Source organism: Bradyrhizobium sp. SZCCT0148 (assembly GCF_018129985.1).
In the GTDB taxonomy this organism is placed as follows: Bacteria; Pseudomonadota; Alphaproteobacteria; order Rhizobiales; family Xanthobacteraceae; genus Bradyrhizobium; species Bradyrhizobium japonicum_H.
This window is the reverse complement of sequence record NZ_JAFCKT010000003.1, coordinates 1-18159: the sequence shown is the minus strand read 5'-3', so window position 1 is coordinate 18159 and position 18159 is coordinate 1. Positions and strand designations below refer to the sequence as shown.

General features: G+C 64.7%; 19 protein-coding genes. 13 read left to right on the top strand and 6 right to left on the bottom strand.

Annotated elements, in window-relative coordinates:
* Nucleotides 1-21 precede the first annotated feature (21 nt).
* Complete coding sequence (locus JQ580_RS11925; RefSeq protein WP_212280261.1) at nucleotides 22-1578, bottom strand: TadE/TadG family type IV pilus assembly protein; 1557 nt, start codon at nucleotides 1576-1578, stop codon at nucleotides 22-24.
* A gap of 138 nt (nucleotides 1579-1716) precedes the next feature.
* On the opposite strand from JQ580_RS11925, the gene JQ580_RS11920 reads away from it, so the two are divergent.
* The gene (locus JQ580_RS11920; RefSeq protein WP_212280260.1) at nucleotides 1717-2127 is read left to right on the top strand and encodes a (deoxy)nucleoside triphosphate pyrophosphohydrolase; all 411 of its coding nucleotides are present in this window, start codon (nucleotides 1717-1719) and stop codon (nucleotides 2125-2127) included.
* 43 nt (nucleotides 2128-2170) lie between these two features.
* Here JQ580_RS11920 and JQ580_RS11915 read toward each other — a convergent pair whose 3' ends face one another.
* Complete coding sequence (locus JQ580_RS11915) at nucleotides 2171-3019, bottom strand: methyltransferase domain-containing protein (RefSeq protein ID WP_212280259.1); 849 nt, start codon at nucleotides 3017-3019, stop codon at nucleotides 2171-2173.
* Nucleotides 3020-3241: 222 nt separating this feature from the next.
* On the opposite strand from JQ580_RS11915, the gene JQ580_RS11910 reads away from it, so the two are divergent.
* The 4 genes from JQ580_RS11910 to JQ580_RS11895 are packed head-to-tail and all read left to right on the top strand — an operon-like array spanning nucleotide 3242 to nucleotide 5716.
* Complete coding sequence (locus JQ580_RS11910) at nucleotides 3242-4051, top strand: ComF family protein (RefSeq protein WP_212280258.1); 810 nt, start codon at nucleotides 3242-3244, stop codon at nucleotides 4049-4051.
* A 35-nt stretch (nucleotides 4052-4086) separates the two neighbouring features.
* Entirely contained in the window at nucleotides 4087-4362 is a 276-nt protein-coding gene (gene grxC / locus JQ580_RS11905; protein WP_212280794.1) for a glutaredoxin 3, read from the top strand.
* Complete coding sequence (locus JQ580_RS11900) at nucleotides 4359-5237, top strand: carbon-nitrogen hydrolase family protein (protein WP_212280257.1); 879 nt, start codon at nucleotides 4359-4361, stop codon at nucleotides 5235-5237. The genes grxC and JQ580_RS11900 overlap by 4 nt, the downstream gene beginning before the upstream one ends.
* Nucleotides 5234-5716: a DUF1178 family protein gene (locus tag JQ580_RS11895; RefSeq protein WP_212280256.1), complete on the top strand. Its 483-nt coding sequence runs from the start codon at nucleotides 5234-5236 to the stop codon at nucleotides 5714-5716. Before JQ580_RS11900 ends, JQ580_RS11895 begins: the two co-directional genes overlap by 4 nt.
* Here the strand turns inward: JQ580_RS11895 and JQ580_RS11890 are convergent.
* From JQ580_RS11890 to JQ580_RS11880, 3 genes are all read right to left on the bottom strand, one after another.
* On the bottom strand, nucleotides 5713-6612 hold the full coding sequence (locus JQ580_RS11890) for an EamA family transporter (protein ID WP_212280255.1): 900 nt from the start codon (nucleotides 6610-6612) through the stop codon (nucleotides 5713-5715). The genes JQ580_RS11895 and JQ580_RS11890 overlap by 4 nt on opposite strands.
* A gap of 107 nt (nucleotides 6613-6719) precedes the next feature.
* Nucleotides 6720-7493 carry a bifunctional 2-polyprenyl-6-hydroxyphenol methylase/3-demethylubiquinol 3-O-methyltransferase UbiG gene (ubiG, locus tag JQ580_RS11885; protein ID WP_212280254.1) on the bottom strand — a complete coding sequence of 258 codons (774 nt, stop codon included), beginning with the start codon at nucleotides 7491-7493 and terminating at the stop codon, nucleotides 6720-6722.
* A 14-nt stretch (nucleotides 7494-7507) separates the two neighbouring features.
* A complete protein-coding gene (locus JQ580_RS11880; RefSeq protein WP_212280253.1) occupies nucleotides 7508-7975 on the bottom strand; it encodes a PH domain-containing protein in 468 nt (155 codons plus the stop codon).
* Nucleotides 7976-8124: 149 nt separating this feature from the next.
* Between JQ580_RS11880 and JQ580_RS11875 the strand changes: the two genes are divergently transcribed.
* The 5 genes from JQ580_RS11875 to JQ580_RS11855 all read left to right on the top strand — a co-directional run bounded on the left by JQ580_RS11875 (nucleotide 8125) and on the right by JQ580_RS11855 (nucleotide 15306).
* Nucleotides 8125-9381, top strand: a complete 1257-nt coding sequence (locus tag JQ580_RS11875) for an aspartate kinase (protein WP_212280252.1) — start codon at nucleotides 8125-8127, stop codon at nucleotides 9379-9381.
* Between the two features lie 366 nt (nucleotides 9382-9747).
* Nucleotides 9748-12015, top strand: coding sequence for a phosphoenolpyruvate--protein phosphotransferase (gene ptsP / locus JQ580_RS11870; RefSeq protein ID WP_212280251.1), 2268 nt, complete (start codon nucleotides 9748-9750; stop codon nucleotides 12013-12015).
* Between the two features lie 62 nt (nucleotides 12016-12077).
* On the top strand, nucleotides 12078-13163 hold the full coding sequence (prfA, locus tag JQ580_RS11865; RefSeq protein ID WP_212280250.1) for a peptide chain release factor 1: 1086 nt from the start codon (nucleotides 12078-12080) through the stop codon (nucleotides 13161-13163).
* 3 nt (nucleotides 13164-13166) lie between these two features.
* Complete coding sequence (gene prmC, locus JQ580_RS11860; protein WP_212280249.1) at nucleotides 13167-14051, top strand: peptide chain release factor N(5)-glutamine methyltransferase; 885 nt, start codon at nucleotides 13167-13169, stop codon at nucleotides 14049-14051.
* Between the two features lie 460 nt (nucleotides 14052-14511).
* Nucleotides 14512-15306, top strand: a complete 795-nt coding sequence (locus JQ580_RS11855) for a DUF4167 domain-containing protein (protein WP_212280248.1) — start codon at nucleotides 14512-14514, stop codon at nucleotides 15304-15306.
* A 78-nt stretch (nucleotides 15307-15384) separates the two neighbouring features.
* Here JQ580_RS11855 and JQ580_RS11850 read toward each other — a convergent pair whose 3' ends face one another.
* Nucleotides 15385-16131 (bottom strand): methyltransferase domain-containing protein, encoded by a 747-nt coding sequence (locus tag JQ580_RS11850; protein ID WP_212280247.1) that lies wholly within the window; start codon nucleotides 16129-16131, stop codon nucleotides 15385-15387.
* Between the two features lie 108 nt (nucleotides 16132-16239).
* Between JQ580_RS11850 and gloB the strand changes: the two genes are divergently transcribed.
* From gloB to JQ580_RS11835, 3 genes are all read left to right on the top strand, one after another.
* Nucleotides 16240-17007, top strand: coding sequence for a hydroxyacylglutathione hydrolase (gene gloB, locus JQ580_RS11845; protein WP_212280246.1), 768 nt, complete (start codon nucleotides 16240-16242; stop codon nucleotides 17005-17007).
* 37 nt (nucleotides 17008-17044) lie between these two features.
* Nucleotides 17045-17467, top strand: a complete 423-nt coding sequence (locus JQ580_RS11840) for a cupin domain-containing protein (protein WP_212280245.1) — start codon at nucleotides 17045-17047, stop codon at nucleotides 17465-17467.
* Nucleotides 17468-17543: 76 nt separating this feature from the next.
* The gene (locus JQ580_RS11835; protein ID WP_249134133.1) at nucleotides 17544-18116 is read left to right on the top strand and encodes a flavin reductase family protein; all 573 of its coding nucleotides are present in this window, start codon (nucleotides 17544-17546) and stop codon (nucleotides 18114-18116) included.
* The last annotated feature ends 43 nt before the right edge of the window (nucleotides 18117-18159 follow it).

Genomic DNA, 18159 nt, shown 5'->3' with positions numbered 1-18159 from the left:
CCGGAAATCCTGTATCGGCTGCTATTTGGTGATGTGCGCAGTGATCAGCGCGTGGTTGAACATCGCGTTCAGGGCAGCCGTGATATCGGCGGGCGTGTTGGCCGTATAGAAGAAGCCCGGCGATGCACAGCCCTGGAGGCTGGCCGGAATGAGCGGGATATTCCAGTTTGCATAGTCGTCTTCGTCATTTGCGAACGATGTGTTGACCGGATCGATCGGTTGATAGGGAATATAGAGCACCGAAACGATGATCCCGCGGTCCTTGAGCGGCTTGCACGAGGTGGTCGGATTGATCACGGTGGCATGATTGCTGCCGGACCACCCCCCGTTGGGAACGCCTTTGACTTGCGGATCCTGCGCACCGTCCGTGACCAGGAAGACATAAGGCTGCGTGTTGCTCGATGTGCTGCCGTCGCCGACGCTGCTGATCAGGCTGTTGACGCTGCTGAGCGCGGTGTCGATATGAGTCCCGCCGGAGCCCAGGCTCGCGTTCATGTTGGTATCGAGCAGTGAAGCAAGGTTGGCGGCCGCATAGTTGATCGTCGATGGGTTGGTCGGAGACCCGTTGATGCTGGAGGTCAGCGGATAATACGCGGGGTCCAGATAGCGAATGAACGGATAGATACCGATCCGGAATTGGTTGGTCACCTTCATGCTGTTGTTGGCAGTGATGAAGAGCTGATTCACCGCATTGCCGACCGCGTCCAGGCGGAGCTGGATGCAACTGTCCGTGCCGTCGCTGGCACAGTTCGAAACCGGCGACAGTGCGGAATAGAGCGAGTTCGGCAGGCCTGACACCATGGTCGAACTCAGCTTCTTGCCCATGGGATAGGTCGAGTTGACCGCCGTCGTCGACAGCAGGTTCCTGTAGCCGCTCTGACTGACGCGTGAGATCGCGTAGCCCAGGCAGTAATTGTTGGTCGGGTATCCCTGCGTTCCGCTGTCGGTGCAGGCGCTGTTTTGCGGCGAAAAGTGACAGGCCAGCGTACAGCCCGTCGGATATTGCCGGTAGTTGTCGGGATTGATCGATTGCATCCGGACCGCTTCGGCCGAGGTCGACGGCAGCCCCATGGACCCTGAAACGTCCAGCGTGAGATAGAAATCGAGATAGGGCGGCAGCGACGACGACGCGTTCGAATTGCCCGATACTGTGAGCTTGCGATATCCCAGAATGCCCATGAACGTGACGGGAACGTCGGCACTGAACTGAACGTTGGCGGTCAGTGTGATACCCGACTTCGTCACCGTGCTGGTGCGAGACAGATTGGTCAGGCCAGACGTTTTGCTCGCATTGCCGTCGAAAACGCCGTTCGCGTCATTGACGCCGGCGACGACTGTTCCGTTGCCAGTCATTGCGGAGGCAGCAACAAAGCCGGGAGATTTCTGTGAGACCGCAGCAACGGCGGCGCTGTCGGCCGCTGCCAGCAGCTTTGCCTTCACCCGCGTTGCCATGGAGTAATCGACGGCGCACCCAACCGCCGCGATGAGGGGAATGCAGCCAAGCGCGAAAATCACCGCGATATTGCCGCGCCGGTCGTGAACGAAGCGGCGGATGATGGTGGAAAGCGCAGTGCGCATGGTCGGGCCCGGAGTGGTTAAGCGTTTCCACTCTAGGAACCCTGAATTAAATATGACTTATGGAAGCTTGGAAAGCCGGGTCGCACCGGGTTAACAAACCGTTGCGGACGATCTTCAGCGAGCGAGCGATATCGACGTATGGCCGATCTGAAATTGACATTGGTTGTGGCTTGCGCGCTGATCGACTCCGACAAGCGCGTCCTGATCGCGCAGCGCCCCGAGGGCAAAACCCTGGCCGGCCTCTGGGAGTTTCCCGGCGGCAAGTGTGAACCGGGCGAACGGCCGGAGCAGAGCCTGATCCGCGAACTGCACGAGGAGCTCGGCATCACCGTCGCCGAGCCGTGCCTGGCCCCGCTGACCTTTGCAAGCTACGGCTACGAGACCTTTCACCTCCTGATGCCGCTCTATGTTTGCCGGCGTTGGGAGGGACTGGTGACGCCGCGCGAAGGCCAACACCTCGCCTGGGTCCGCGCCAACAAGCTGCGCGACTATCCGATGCCGCCCGCCGACATTCCGCTGATCCCGCATTTGATCGATTTGTTGATGTGAGGGGTTCTGTGCCCCGGACGCGGCAGCGCGTCCGGGACACACGTCACTCCCTACCCGCCTTCTTCACCGCGTCCGCCAGGCTCGCCTTCGCCGATCCCGGCTTCAGCGGCTGCTGCTGGCTCGCATGCGGGGCCCAGCCGGACAGCCAGATGATGTCGAAAGTCGCACGGATCCGGCCGTCGGCATCGGCGAAGCGCTCGGCATAGATTTCCGCCATCCGCAGCAGCGTCGCGCGCCGCGACGGCGTGCGCCGCCGCTCGATCAGCACATTGGCCGCACCCATGCGGCGGAGATCCTGCATCAGCGCGAACGCATTGCCGTAGCGTACCACGACGCGGTCGACGTCGGTCACCGGCAGCGCAAAGCCCGCCCGCTGCAACAGCGCGCCGATGTCGCGCAGGTCAGCGAACGGCGCCACGCGCGGCGACACGCCGCCCTCGCATTCGGCCTCCGCCGCCGCAAAGGCCTGGCGTAGCTCTGTCAGGCTGTCGCCGCCGATCATCGCGGCCAGCAGCAGGCCATCGGGCTTCAACGCGCGCCGAATTTGCGCGAGCACGCCAGGCAAATCGTTGACGAATTGCAGCGCCAGCGCGGAGACGACGAGATCGAGGCTTTCCGGCGCGAAGGGCAGTTTCTCTACGCCACCCGCATCGAGAGCGATGTGCGCGATGGACGGAAGCCGCGTACGCAGGTCCGCCAGACCTTCGCCGGGCGTCCAGAGATCGGCCGCCGCATGGAAATCCCGCATCACCGCAGCGAGCCGATCGGACATGTCCTCGGCGACCCGGTTGAGCAAGAAGCCTACGGCACCTTGCGCCTGCGCCCGCCGCTGCCGCGCATGCAGCAAGGCACGATCGAATAAAGCCGGCGGGGTTTGGGGTGTCTGCGCCATGCCGCTGGTTACGCCGATCCAAGTCGTTCTGGCAATCGCTCTCGTGTCCCGGACGCGGTGCGGCACGCAGTGAACTCCGCAGACCCAGGACCCAGAATGCGGCACCGTACGATTCGCTGAGATGGGCCCCGATTCCGCAGCGCACCGCCGAAGTGGCGTGCACTGCGTCCGGGCACGAGGACATGGCTTGAGCGCCATCGAGCGGGACGCTAGCCTCCCCCCATGGAAGCCGACGCCGCCCGCACCCGCTCCATCGCTGCCCCGCTGCGGACCGCATGGTCGGCGGGCCGCCACATCCTGTCGCGCGCGGCACGGCTGGCACTCGACATCGCACTGCCGACCCAGTGCGTCTCTTGCCACGAGCCAGTCGATGGCGAGGGCGTCTGTGCGGCGTGCTGGGCGCGGCTGTCGTTCATCGAGCGGCCCTACTGCCCGCGGCTCGGCATTCCCTTCGTCTATGATCCCGGCCCCGACATGCTGTCGATGGAGGCGATCGCGAGCCCGCCGGCCTACCAGCGCGCCCGCGCGGCCGTGCGTTACGACGACGTCGCGCGCACGCTGGTGCATGCGCTGAAATACCAGGACCGCACCGATCTGGCGCCCGCGATGGGTCGCTGGATGGCGCGGGCGGGCGGCGAACTGCTGGATGGCACCGACATGCTGGTGCCGGTGCCCCTGCATTGGCGGCGGGCCTGGCGCCGCCGCTACAACCAGTCCGGGGCGCTGGCGCAGGTCATCGAGCGGCTGAGCGGGGTCAAGGCGAGGACTGAGGTGCTGCGCCGGGTGCGCGCCACCGAACAGCAGATCGGCCTGTCGCGGGCCCAGCGCGCCACCAATGTGCAGGGCGCGTTCCGAGTATCCCCCGAACGTCAGGCTGACATCCAGGGCCGCCGCATTGTCCTGATCGACGACGTTCTGACCTCCGGGGCGACACTGGATGCCTGCGCGCGGGTCCTGCTCCGGGCCAAAGCCGCCCAGGTCGACGTGCTGGTCTTCGCCCGGGTTGTCGAGAGCGGTCCTCGTCCCATATAATTCAATGACTTCATCACATGAAAGCGCCGGACGCCATGACTGCTGCTGTCGAGATCTACACCAGGCCGGGCTGCGGTTATTGTTCCGCGGCGAGGTCCCTGCTGACCCGCAAGAAGGCGAATTTCACCGAATTCGACGTCGCCAAGAACCCCTCCTGGCGGGACGAGATGTACGACCGCGCCGGCGAGGGCTCGACCTTCCCGCAGATCTGGATCGGCGGAACCCATGTCGGCGGCTGCGACGATCTCTACGCGCTCGATCGCGAGGGCAAGCTCGACGGCATGCTCGAAGGTGTGAAGGCCAACTCATGAGCGAGAACCGCACGTTCACCGCCGCGATGGTGCAGATGCGCACCGGCCTGATGCCGGAGCCGAGCCTCGCCCAGGCGACGAAGCTGATCCGGGAGGCGGCCGCCAAAGGTGCCGACTACGTTCAGACGCCCGAGGTCAGCAACATGATGCAGTTGAACCGCAAGGCGCTGTTCGAGCATCTGCAGAGCGAGGAGGACGACACCTCGCTGAAGGCCTACCGCGCGCTCGCGGCTGAATTGAAGATCCATCTCCATGTCGGCTCGCTGGCGCTGCGCTTTTCAGCTGAGAAGGCGGTCAACCGCTCCTTCCTGATCGGGCCTGAGGGCAATGTGCTCGCGAGCTACGACAAAATCCACATGTTCGACATCGAACTGCCGGACGGCGAGAGCTATCGCGAATCCGCCAATTACCAGCCGGGCGAGACCGCGGTGATCTCCGATTTGCCTTGGGGCCGTGTCGGATTGACGATCTGCTATGATGTCCGCTTCCCCGCGCTTTACCGCGCCCTCGCCGAGAGCGGCGCCTACTTCATCACCGTGCCCTCGGCTTTCACCCGCAAGACCGGTGAAGCGCACTGGCACGTGCTGCTGCGTGCGCGTGCGATCGAGACCGGCTGCTTCATCTTCGCCGCGGCGCAGGCCGGCACCCACGAGAACAAGCGCGAGACCTACGGCCATTCGCTGATCATCGATCCCTGGGGCGAGATCCTCGCCGAAGGCGACGTCGAGCCCGGCATCGTCATGGCCGCGATCGACCCGGCCAAGGTCGAGACCGCACGCCGCGCAATCCCCTCGCTCCAGCATGGCCGCCGCTTCGGCGTTTCCGACCCCAAGGCGGGGCCGGACCATCTGCATCTGGTGCGGGGATCGGCATGATCCGCTACGCGCTCCGCTGCGACCGCGACCACGACTTCGAAAGCTGGTTTCAGAGTTCGTCGGCCTACGATTCGCAGGTCAAGCGCAAGCTCGTGACGTGCCCGATCTGCGGATCCGCCAAGGTCGACAAGGCGATCATGGCTCCGCGTATCATCGGCAAGAAAGGCCGCGGCCGTGCAGCGCCGCCGCCTGAGCCCGCGGCCGCTCCCGCGCCGGAGGCTGCGCCGTCGGGACCGACCTCGCTGTTGATGGCGCAGGAGAAAGAGCTGCGCAGCAAGCTGAAGGAGCTGCGCGATCACATCGTGAAGAACGCCGACAATGTCGGCGAGCGCTTTGCCAACGAAGCCCGCGCGATGCATTACGGCGACAAGGAGCACCGTCCGATCTATGGCGAGGCCTCGCCGGAGGAGGCAAAGTCGCTGATCGACGAAGGCATCGAGGTGTCGCCGCTGCCGACCCTGCCGGAAGACAGGAACTAGGCCCCCACCAGCACCGCCACGCCGATGATGATCAGCGCGATGCCCGCAAGCTCGCGCGGGGCGATAGGCTGCTTGAACGAATAATACGCCACCGCTTGCGCGAACAGCACCTCGATCAAAGCGAGCGTGCGAACATTGGCGGCGGCCGTCAGTGCGAACGCAAGGAACCAGAACTGCGAGGCGAAGGCACCCATGAAGCCCGCCAGCATCGACGGCTTCCACAGGCCGAGGATCGCCTGCAGCACCTTTGGCGCACGCCAAAGCAGATAGATCGTCAGCACCAGCGTCTGCACGAACAGGCCGAGCACCAGCGTGAACGAGGCCGAGGTCACGAACGAGACACCGGGAACGTTGATGATGGCGCCGCGAAAGCCGACAGCGGACAACGCGAACGCTGCCGCGGCAACGAGCCCGGTGATGGTCGGCTTCAGCTCCGCAAAACTCTTCTCGCCGCCGGACCTGAGCGCCGTGATGACGACGCCGATCGTCGCGACGACGATCGCCAGCACCTTCAGCCAGGTGAGGTGGTCGCCGAGAAAGACGAAGCCGAAGATCGCGGTCTGGATTGCCTCGGTCTTCAGATACGCCGTCGTCACCACGAAGGAACGGTCGTTCATGGCGAGCAGCATCAGGCCGGTGGCGACAATCTGGCTGAGCGCCCCCAGCAGCAGCCACGGCCAGAATACGGAGGGCGGCGGGCCGAGATGATCGCCGGTGGCGATCAGCACCACGCCCAGAAAAACCAGTGAGAACGGAAAGCCGAACAGGAAGCGGATATTGGTCGCTCCCCAGGTCCCCAACGGCTTCGTCAGCGACCGCTGCATCGCATTGCGCGCGACCTGACCCAGCGCGGCGACGACGGTGAAGGGAATCCAAAGGCTGGCGATGGTGAACATGGGATGGGGCTAATGCAGGGAAGGGACCGCAGCCAACCTGCCGCTAGCGCTCAGGCAGGTCAATCATGCCCACGTCATAGGAGCGATGCTTGGGCCTGCTTACGCGCTCACACCATGCCTTCCGCCACCACCATGTAGTTCACGTCCATATCCGACGAGAGCGACCATTTGTCGGCGAAGGGCGAGTAGACCACGCCGGTCTGCTCGGTGATGACGAGGCGGTTGTCGAGCAGGTATTTGGTCAGCTCGTCCGGGGTGACGAACTTGTTCCATTCGTGGGTGCCGCGCGGCAGCCAGCGCAGGACGTATTCGGCGCCGACGATGGCGAGCGCAAAGCTCTTCCAATTGCGGTTCAGCGTCGAGACCACCATCAGGCCGTTCGGCTTCAGCATCGCGGCACAGCGCTTCAGGAAGACGCCGACATCGACGACGTGCTCGACGACCTCCATCGCCAGCACGATATCGAAGCGCTCACGCGGATCGATCTCCTCCACCGTGGTGCATCGGTAGTCAATCGCAAGATGGCCCTTGTCGGCATGCAGCTTCGCCGCGGCGATGTTGCTTTGGGACGGATCGACGCCGATCACTTGTGCCCCGAGCCGCGACAGCGGCTCGCACAACAGGCCGGCGCCGCAGCCGATGTCGAGCACGCGCAGGCCGCCGAGGCAGTTGAGGCTGCGTACGTTGCGTTCGAATTTGCGGCAGGCGGCATCGCGGATATAGCCAAGCCGCAGCGGGTTGATCCGGTGCAGCGGGGCCATCTTGCCGTTGGGGTCCCACCACTCCGCCGAGAGCTTCGAGAATTTGGCGATCTCGCCGGCATCGACGGTCGAGCCGTGCTGCGGGCTTGCGGTTGCGGAAGTATCTTGCTGCATGCTCATTGTTACGCGCGGTCCTACCGCGTGGTGATTGAACTGCGGAAAGCGAGCGGCGAGGCGATGGTCTTGATCGTCTCGATCCCCTCGCCGACGCCGCGAATCGTCACGTCCCCGTAGTTGAAAATACGTCCTAGGATGGTCTGATCGACGTCGACGCTCTCGACCTTGTCCAGCGCCATCTCGAAGGTACGGCGCTTGATGAAACCGGTCTTGTGCACAACCCTGAGATTGGTGACATCGGTCTCGATGGTCCAGCGATGGAACCAGGCCTTGAATGTCCAATAGAGCGCCGCGAGCGCGACCAGGCCGGAGGCGACGAGGCAGAGCAGGACGAGCCCATCGGCCATCGGCTGCCGGGACGTCACGAAGAGCGCGCCGGCCACGATCCAGGCCACGATGGCCGGGAAATAGAAAATCCAGTGCGCATTGGTCGAATACAGAACCCGTTCGCCGGGCTGTAGAATCTCGTCGATGTAACGCGCCATGACCTCGGTCAACCCATTGCCGCACCCGGTCCCGCAGGAACCCGCTTGCCCCCGGCCCCGCCGCTATGTATACGCGCGGTCGGTGTCCGCAGGCACCTGTCCGGTGCGGGTCACCATACTGATCCCTTTGAAGGAATGCACGCGTCGTCATGAGCCGCCTCGTGATGAAATTCGGCGGCACATCCGTCGCCAACATCGAACGTATCCGCAACGTCGCACGCCATGTGAAGCGTGAGGTCGACGCCGGCCACGAAGTGGCCGTGGTCGTCTCGGCGATGTCCGGGAAAACCAACGAGTTGGTGGCCTGGTGCACCGAGGCCTCGCCGATGCACGACGCGCGCGAATACGACGCCGTCGTCGCTTCCGGCGAACAGGTGACATCCGGCCTGCTCGCCATCGCGCTCCAGGGCATGGGCATTCAGGCCCGCTCCTGGCAGGGCTGGCAGATCCCGATCAAGACCAGCGACGCCCACGCCTCGGCCCGGATCGAGGACATCGACGGCACCGAGATCATCAAGCGCTTCAGGGAGCGCAAGGAGGTCGCGGTCATCGCCGGCTTCCAGGGCATCGAGCCCAAGACGGGCCGCATCACCACGCTCGGCCGCGGCGGCTCCGACACCTCGGCCGTGGCGATCGCCGCCGCCGTCAAGGCCGACCGCTGCGACATCTACACCGACGTCGACGGCGTCTACACCACCGACCCGCGAATCGTGCCGAAGGCCAAGAGGCTCGACAAGATCGCATTCGAAGACATGCTCGAACTGGCCTCCCAGGGGGCAAAAGTGCTCCAGGTCCGCTCGGTGGAACTCGGCATGGTCCACAACATGCCGATCTTCGTCCGTTCGAGCTTCGACAAGCCGGAGGATATCGACCCGCATGCCAACCAGCCGCCCGGCACGCTGATCTGCAGCGAGGAGGAGATCATGGAAAGCCACGTCGTCACCGGCATCGCCTTTTCGAAGGACGAAGCCCAGATCTCGGTGCGCCAGATCGAGGACAAGCCGGGCGTCGCCGCCTCGATTTTCGGCCCGCTGGCGGATGCCAACATCAACGTCGACATGATCGTGCAGAACGTGTCGGAAGACGGCAAGACCACCGACCTCACCTTCACTGTGCCGGCGGCCGATTTTACCCGCGCCAAGGACACGATTACCGCCGCCAAGGCCAAGATCGGTTATGCAAGGCTGGATACCGCGACCGACGTCGCAAAAATCTCGGTGATCGGCAGCGGCATGCGCAGCCACGCCGGCGTCGCGGCCCAGGCGTTCTCGGCCCTTGCGGGGCGGAATATCAACATCCGGGCCATTACAACCTCCGAGATCAAGTTCTCGGTGTTGATCGACACCGCGTATACCGAGCTTGCGGTGCGCACCCTGCATACGCTCTACGGTCTCGATCAGGCCTGACGCACGGCCATCGCGCGCTTCAGGTTGCTGTTGGGTCTTTCCGGAAAACCGCTTCGCTTTTTTCCGGACCATGCATGGACTAATTTTCTCTTAGCGGTCGCAGCAAACGCTGAGGTCCCCACACATTCGCGTTTGGCAGGCGTTTTGCTTGGCAAAACAAGCCTCAATTCGCTATACGGCGAACAGGGTGGGCTGCCGCAGACTGTGTCCCAGTTCAGGGCGGCGCTGATTCGGCACAAGCGCTGATCTCAAGTAGATTTTGGCTTTGTGCCTGCGCCGGACAAACAAATTGGTTGTTTTTCTGGAATTTAGGCCAGCCGCCGGCTGATACCGCCGGGCCGGGCAGACGGAGGAGATTGACGGGACATGCGGAGCGCGTCGGGAGGTCCCCGCGTCTTGTTGAGACGGCTCCGCGAAACCATGGCGGAGCAGGTCTCGGCCCAGGAGCGGCTGGACAAGATCGTGGTGCTGATCGCCGCCAACATGGTGGCCGAAGTCTGCTCGGTCTATGTGCTGCGCGTCGACAACACGCTCGAGCTCTACGCCACCGAGGGCCTCAACCGCGAGGCCGTCCACCACACCGTGCTGAGCGCCCATGAGGGCCTGGTCGGCCTCGTTGCCAGCGAGGCGACGCCGCTCAACCTGAACGACGCGCAGAGCCACCCGGCCTTCTCGTTCCGCCCGGAGACCGGCGAAGAGATTTACCACTCCTTCCTCGGCGTGCCGATCCTGCGCGCCGGCAACACGCTCGGCGTGCTGGTGGTGCAGAACCGCGCCAAGCGAACCTATGTCGAGGAGGAGCTCGAGGCACTGCAGACCACCGCCATGGTGCTGGCGGAGCTGATCGCCTCCGGCGAACTGTCAGCGCTGGCCCAGCCCGGCCTGGAGCCGGCCGCGCGCCACTCGATGCAGAAGGTCGGTGCGATCCTGTCGGAAGGCATCGCGCTCGGCCATGTCGTGCTGCATGAGCCGCGCGTCGTCATCAAGGACTACATCGCCGAGGACCTGCCCAAGGAAATCAAGCGGCTCGACACCGCGCTGGCCAAGCTCCGCGCCGATCTCGACCGCATGCTGGAGCGCGGCGACGTCGCCGAGGGCGGCGAACATCGCGAGGTGCTGGAAGCCTATCGCATGTTCGCCAACGATCAGGGCTGGTCGCACAAGCTGCATGAGGCGGTCGCCACCGGCCTCACCGCGGAAGCCGCGGTCGAGCGCGTGCAGTCCGACACCCGCGCGCGCATGCTGCGCTCGACCGATCCCTATTTGCGTGACCGGCTGCACGATCTCGAAGATCTCGGCTACCGCCTGATGCGTCAGCTGGTCGGCCAGGACCATGCGCCGTCACGCGAGCAGCTGCCCGACAACGCCATCGTCATCGCCCGCGCGATGGGGCCGGCTGCGCTGCTCGACTACGACCGCAAGCGCCTGCGCGGCATCATCCTGGAGGAAGGCACCGCCAATTCGCACGTCTCGATCGTGGCGCGCGCACTCGGCATTCCCGCGGTCGGCGAAGTGCCCAACGCGCCCGGTATCGCCGATCCCGGCGATGCCGTCATCGTCGACGGCACATCCGGCATGATCTACGTGCGCCCGTCGCAGGAGGTCGAGGCGGCCTTCGCCGAGCGCGTGCGCTTCCGCGCCCGCCGCCAGGCGCAATACCTGGCGCTGCGCGACCGGCCCTGCGTCACCAAGGACGGCCAGAAGGTCGAGCTGATGATCAATGCGGGTCTTGCCATCGACCTGCCGCATATCGAGGACACCGGCAGCGCCGGCATCGGCCTGTTCCGCACCGAGCTGCAGTTCATGGTCGGTCAGAGCCTGCCGCGCACCAGCGACCAGCTGGCACTGTATCGCACCGTGCTGGACGCGGCCGGCACCAAGCCCGTCACCTTCCGCACCCTCGATATCGGCGGCGACAAGGCGCTGCCCTATATGGAAGCCGTGATCGAGGAAAATCCCGCGCTCGGCTGGCGCGCGATCCGGCTTGGGCTCGATCGTCCCGGCCTGTTGCGCGGCCAGATCCGGGCGCTCTTACGTGCCGGCGGCGGCCGCGCGCTGCGCATCATGTTCCCGATGATTTCGGAGGTCGCCGAATTCGATTCGGCCAAGGCGCTGGTCGAGCGCGAACTGACTTATCTGCGCCAGCACGGCCATACGCTGCCGGAGCGCATCGACATCGGCACCATGGTCGAGGTCCCCGCGCTGCTCTATCAGCTCGACGAGCTCCTGAGGAAGGTCGACTTCATCTCGGTCGGCTCCAACGATCTGTTCCAGTTCCTGTTCGCGGTCGACCGCGGCAACGCAAAAGTCTCTGAGCGCTTCGACACCATGTCGGCGCCGATCCTGCGCGCGCTGCGCGACATCGCGCGCAAGTCGCAGGCGGCGAAGAAATCGCTCTCGCTCTGCGGCGAGATGGCGTCCAAGCCAATCGGAGCGCTGGCGCTGATTGCGCTCGGCTACCGTTCGCTGTCGTTGTCGGCAACCGCACTCGGCCCGGTCAAGGCGATGGTCATCGATCTCGATGCCAAGAAAGCCGAAGCCGTGCTCGGCCCGCTGCTGGACGCACCGGCGGGCAGCGTCTCGATCCGGCAGAAACTGACGGAATTTGCCGAGGCCGAAGGCCTGGCGTTGTAGCGGGCCTTTTCGCCGCTCCTTGCCGCCGCTCCCGCCGCCTTCCGCCATTTGAGACTGAACCGATGTCGTCACTCCCCGAAGCCAAACTGGACGTCCTGCTTGCGCATCACGCCTCGCTCGAAGCCGAATCGCTGCGGCAGCTTTCCTCCGAACGCTATGTACAGATCACGCGCGAGCTCGCCGAGATCACCCCGCTGATCGACGCCGTGAAGACATATCGCTCAGCCGTGAAGGAGCTCGCCGACACCGAGGCGCTGATCGCCGATCCCGCGACCGATGCCGAGATGCGCGCCATGGCGGAAGCCGAGCGCGACGAGCTCACGCCGAAAATCGAGGAGCTGGTCCAGAAGATCCGCGTCGCCCTGTTGCCCAAGGACGCCATGGACGACCGCAACGTGGTGCTGGAAATCCGCGCCGGCACCGGCGGCGACGAAGCCTCGCTGTTTGCCGGCGACCTGTTCCGCATGTACGAGCGCTTCGCTGCCTTGCAGGGCTGGAAGGTCGAGGTGATTTCGGCCAGCGAAGGCACCGTCGGCGGCTACAAGGAAATCATCGCGGAGGTGCAGGGCCGCGGTGCATTCTCCAAGCTGAAATTCGAATCCGGCGTGCATCGCGTGCAGCGCGTGCCTGATACCGAGACGCAGGGACGTATTCATACATCTGCCGCGACCGTCGCCGTGATGCCGGAGGTCGAGGAAGTCGACGTCGACATCAAGAACGACGATCTCAGGATCGAAACCATGCGCGCGCAAGGCGCTGGCGGCCAGCACGTCAACAAGACCGAATCGGCGATCCGCATCACCCACATTCCGACCGGCATCGTGGTGATGATGCAGGACTCGCGCTCGCAGCACAAGAATCGCGCCTCCGCCATGAACATCCTGCGCTCGCGCATCTACGACGCCGAGCAGCAGCGCGTCGATGCCGCACGCTCCGCCGAACGCAAGGAGAAGGTTGGCTCCGGCGACCGCTCCGAGCGCATCCGCACCTACAATTTTCCGCAAGGGCGCGTCACCGACCACCGCATCAACCTGACGCTCTACAAGCTGCCGCAGGTGATCGCAGGCGAAGCCCTCGGTGAACTGATCGACGCGCTGACCACCGAGCACCAGGCAGCACAGCTCGCCGCCCAAGGCGCGGCGGCGTGACGCGTGAGCAATCCCTTTACCGGACAATCCATCGAGAACGCGCGACGCGCGCTCGCTGCGCAGCTCAAATCGGCGCAGAGCGACGAAGCCGAGACCGACGCCCGTGTCCTGCTCGGTGCTGCGCTCGGACTCAATCTCACCGGCCTGATTGCGCAAGCGGCCCGGCCGCTCACCGAGGCCGAGGCGTCGCAGCTCGCGCAATTCGCGCAGCGACGGATCGCCGGCGAACCGGTGGCACGGATTCTCGGGACGAAGGAATTCTGGGGCCTGCCGTTTCGCCTGTCGGAGGCGACGCTGGTACCGCGGCCGGACACCGAGACCGTCGTCGAGCTCGCGCTCGAGATCTTTCGGGGGCTGAAGATATCAGGGCGACGCCCACTCATTGCAGATATCGGAGTCGGATCGGGCGCCATCCTGCTCGCATTGCTACACGAGATTCCCGACGCGTTCGGGATCGGCACCGATGTCAGCCTGACGGCGCTCGACACGGCGCGCGACAACGCGGTCACCCTCGGCCTCGCCGGCCGCGCCGGCTTCGTCGCTTGCTCCTATCTGGCGGCGCTGCGCGGCCCGTTTGACGTGATCGTCTCGAACCCGCCCTATATTCCCTCCGCCGAAATCCCGACACTGAGCCTCGAGGTGCGCGAGCACGATCCGCTTCTGGCGCTCGACGGGGGCAACGACGGCTATGACGCCTATCGCGCCCTCATCCCGCAGGCCGCCGAGCGTCTCGCCCCTGGTGGAGCGCTGATCGTCGAGGCCGGACAGGGGCAGGCCCTGACGATTGAAACGCTGATGACGGCCGGCGCGTTAACGGTGGACAGGCCATCCAAGGCCGACCTGGCCGGCATCCCGCGGGCGGTTTCAGCCCGAAAAATGCCTCCATAAAAGCCGGATTGGCCTGCAAAAAGCTCTTGGAATATCCCTTGGGAACGACTACGTTCCGATCAACAGATCGGTGCCGGCCCCGTAGACCTACGGGTGAAAGCCGGGCTCTCGGGCGAGAGCTTTACTGATAAGGTTCCAAGCCGCAGGTCCTGTGAAGCGCGATAGCCAGTGGAGCTGCGCTGCTCTCCGACCGCAAAGTGAACGAAAGCCTGATATTGCGCTTGAAGATTTACGCAACACAGCTGGGCTTGTTTCGACAAGCAAAATGAATGGGTTCGCTGGCGATCAGTGCTGGCGGGTGGGGAACGCGTCCTTGTTGAACGCGACGGTCGACGTACATCGGCAGGGTTCGATCCGCTCTTGCGTGCGGTGCGCGCGAGCGATGTGAACCGCTGGCACCAGATCACTCCTAGCAATCAGTAACGCGTGCAACGTTTAGGGCTGGAATTAAAGGCAGGACATGAGAAACGGTCAGAACAAGCAGCGGATGCGCAACCGCAACAATAACAATAACAACAACAATAATAACCGGCGCAGCCAGAACCCGATGACCCGGGTCTACGAGTCCAACGGACCCGACATCAAGATCCGCGGCACCGCCTCGCACATCGCCGAAAAGTATCTCCAGCTCGCACGCGACGCGCGCTCCTCCGGCGACCCCGTTGCGGCCGAGAACTACTACCAGCACGCCGAGCATTATTTCCGCCTGATCGCTGCGGCCCAGGAACAGTTCCGCCAGAACCAGCAGCCGCGCGGTGACGAGCCGATCAGCAGCAATAGCGACGACGGCGACGACGACGGCGAGAATTTCTCGAATTTCGGCCAGGAGCCGGGCTTCGTCCCGCAGCCGCAACAGCAGCCGCCCTTCGCGCGCGACCGCGACGGCCAGCGCGATCATCACCAGCGTGATCATCAGCCGCGCGAGAACCAGCCTTACCAGCGCGAGAACCAGCAGCCGCGCGAGCACCGCGAGCGGGAGCACCGTCCGCAGCCGCAATATCAGCCCCAGCCTCAACCGCTGCCGCTGAACCAGCCGCAGCCCGTCGTTGCCGACACCGGCAGCGTCGACCGTCTGCCCTCGTTCATCACCGGCCCGCAGCCGCAAGTGAATGGTGGAGCGAATGTCCCGGGCGCCTTCGAAGGCGGTGGTGCCGGTGAGCGCTTTCCGCGGCGTCGCCGCCGCCCGCATGGCCCGCGCCCCGAGCGCGAAGCTGCGCCGGCTGCATCGAGCGACGAAGTGGCCCCCGGCGAGTAGGCTGCAACGCCTTCGCCAGACGTCCTGAACCATTTCCTGAACTGAATCGTCCCGGCCTCGCGCCGGGACGATTTGTTTTCAGCCGCTCGTCGCCGTCGTCGAGGATGGCACCAGCACCGGCTTGGCCAGCGAGGGAATCAACCGCGCCCGCTCGCGCTTGGCGGGGATGGCGCGGTAGACCTGCTTGGTGGCCTCGACGATGTGCACGCCGGCGAAGGGCAGCGACAGCGCCGCACCGGCGCGCTCCCACATCTGCGCGGATTTCAGCACCCAGCCGCCGGCGTAGGGCGGCATGAAAAGCGCCTCGCCCCATGCGGTCGGGGTGAACCAGGTCTGGCGCAAAAGGTCGGTGATCTGCGAGCGCGAATACGGTCGGCCGTGACCGAACGGCGTGCTGTCGGTGCGGGTCCACACCCCGCGCCGGTTCGGAATGACCGCGATCACGCGGCCGGATGGCGACAATACGCGCCACGCCTCGCGCAGCAGCGCGGCCGGATCGTCCGACATCTCCAGAGCGTGGACCACCAGGATGCGGTCGACCGCGGCGTCAGGAAGCGGCAGCGAGAACTCATCGACCAGAGAGGCCAGGGCCGGCCGCCCCGTCGGCCATTTCAGGACACCCTGGGCCGCCGGCATGAAGGCGAGGCAGCGCTCGGCGTCTTCACGGAACAACCCCAGATAGGGCGTGGGATAGCCAAGGCCAAGCACGCGCTGGCCCTCAGCGCTCGGCCAGCGCTCCCTGATGCCGCGATTGATCATTTGCCGCGCCACGATCCCGAGGCGGCGGGAATAGAACTCGCGGAGGTCGACGACGTCGATGGTCATGACGGCAATGTAACATGCACGAGAGCGACGCCGCGCGCGGAATATTGCATTGCCTGCGCAACGTTAACGCCATATTTGTCTGGCGGGGCTGAGCCCGATGGAGATGACATGGCCGCCGAAATTCGTACTTTCAGCTGTTTAAACGACAATTTCGGCTATCTGATCCACGATGTGGAAACCAAGGCGACGGCGTCGATCGACGCGCCCGAGGCTGGCCCCATCCTGGCGGCGCTGGAGCGAGAGGGCTGGCAGCTCACCGACATCCTGATCACCCATCATCACGGCGATCATGTCGGCGGGGTCGCCGAACTCAAGCGGAAATATAATTGCCGCGTCGTCGCGCCGCACGACAAGACCACTGCAATCGCCAACGTCGATCTGCGTGTCGCCAATGCCGACGTGGTCAAGATCGGCAACCTGCTGGCGCGCGTGCTTGAGACGCCCGGCCACACGCTCGACCACGTCTCCTACGTGTTCGACACCGAGAAGACGGTGTTCGCCGCCGATACGCTGTTCTCGATCGGATGCGGCCGCGTGTTCGAGGGCACCTATCCGATGATGTGGGATTCGCTGCTGAAGCTGCGGGCCCTGCCCGACGACTTCAAGCTCTATTGCGGCCACGAATACACGGCCTCCAACGTCAAGTTCGCCCTCACCGTCGACCCCGACAACGCCGCCCTCCAGGCACGTGCCGCCGAGGTGACGAGGTTGCGGGCCGAGAACAAGCCCACCATTCCTTCACTGCTTGGTGACGAGAAGCGAACAAACGTGTTCCTGCGCGCTGATGCGCCCGAGGTCGCCGCCAGGCTACACATGAAGGGCGCGGAGGCCGCCGCCGTGTTCGGCGAATTGCGCGAGCGCAAGAACAAGTCCTGAGGCATAAGTCGCGAAGAACCAATCCTGACGGGGATCGATGCCGACCGCAGCCGAGATCATCGCGCGCCTCGAATTGCGGCCGCATCCTGAAGGCGGCCATTACCGCGAAACGTTCCGCGACCAGGCCACCGACGCCAACGGCCGTTCGCGCTCGACCCTGATCTACTTCCTGCTGGCGCGCGGCGAGCGTTCGCACTGGCATCGCGTCGATGCAGTCGAGACATGGCACTATTACGCCGGCAGCCCCTTGATGCTGCGCATCGCGCATGAAGGGTGTTCACAGCACGAAGTGCGGCTCGGCACCGACCTCGTGGGCGGCGAGCGGCCGCAGGCCATCGTGCCGGCGGACGCCTGGCAGATGGCGGAGACGACCGGCGATTGGACGCTGGTCGGCTGCACCGTGGCACCGGCCTTTGAGTTCGCGAAATTCGAGCTCGCACCGAAGGGCTGGCAGCCGTAAATCGGCGATCTGGAATCGGGTGGGTTGGATCGGTTCTCCGGAATAGGACTGCGCTTCCAATGAAGAGGAGCGCACGATGCACGGAACACTCGGCTCTACCGCCGTCCAGATCGACCCGGCCATTCTGTATTTCGGTACGCCTGTCGTCCTGATCGGTTCAACCAACGACGACGGCTCTTACAATCTCGCGCCGATGTCGTCGGCGTGGTGGGTGGGATGGCGCTGCATGCTCGGGCTCGCGCGCAATTCAAGGACCACCGAGAACATGCTTCGCAGTGGCGAATGTGTGCTCAATCTGCCGTCGGCAGGTCTCGTCGCCGCCGTCGACCGTCTCGCGCGCACAACCGGGTCGAATCCGGTGCCGCCGGGAAAACTCTATCGCGGCTACAGGCATGAGAAAGACAAGTTCGGCCTTTGCGGTCTGACGGCGTTGCCGGGCGAAACGGTCAGCGCGCCACGTGCGGCCGAGTGTCCGGTGCAGATGGAAGCCAAGGTCGCCCATGTGCATGAGATGGCGCAGGACGATGCAGCGTGGCGCGGCAATCTCGCCGCGCTCGAGGTCCGCATCACCCGCGTGCACGCGCATCCCGAGATCATGATGGATGGGGCGAGCAATCGTAAGCGCTGTTTCGGCCCCACCTTCCATTGAAGGCGTCGAGCGAGGAATGATCGATCTCTGATTGGAGATCGGC